Source organism: Paraburkholderia sp. EG304 (assembly GCF_046543485.1).
Classification (GTDB): Bacteria; Pseudomonadota; Gammaproteobacteria; order Burkholderiales; family Burkholderiaceae; genus Paraburkholderia; species Paraburkholderia youngii.
Map to the genome: position 1 here is coordinate 1 of NZ_JBKGUA010000348.1, position 437 is coordinate 437.

Annotated in this window: 1 pseudogene; it reads right to left on the reverse strand. The window is 60.2% G+C overall.

The window, feature by feature from the left end:
- Nucleotides 1-437, reverse strand: a pseudogene (locus tag ACLFKU_RS44225) (ABC transporter ATP-binding protein); the annotation flags it as partial.

The following is a 437-nucleotide window of genomic DNA, read 5'->3' on the forward strand; positions in this document are numbered from 1 at the left end:
AATCAGGCCGATCCGGTCGCCTGGGCCGATCGACCATGTCACCTTGTCAAATAGAGTACGCTCGCCAAGCTCATCGGAGGAGACGGTGACGGTAACCTCGTTGAGGTCCAGCACATCTTTGCCCAACCGGGTTGCGGAAAAGCGTGCTAGCTCCAACTTGTCGCGCGGCTCGGGAACATTGGCGATGAGGGCATTGGCTGCCTCGACTCGGTCACGCGGTTTGGAGCTACGGGCAGGGGCGCCTCGACGCAACCACGCTAATTCCTTACGTGCCAGGTTCTGACGCTTGGCCTCATTAGTGGCGGCGACGCGGGCTCGTTCTACCCGGGCTAAGGTGTAGGCCGAGTATCCGCCCTGATAAGCCTCGACGGTGGCGTTGTGGACCTCCCAGATGTCAGTGCAGATCTCGTCAAGAAACCAACGGTCGTGTGAGACGA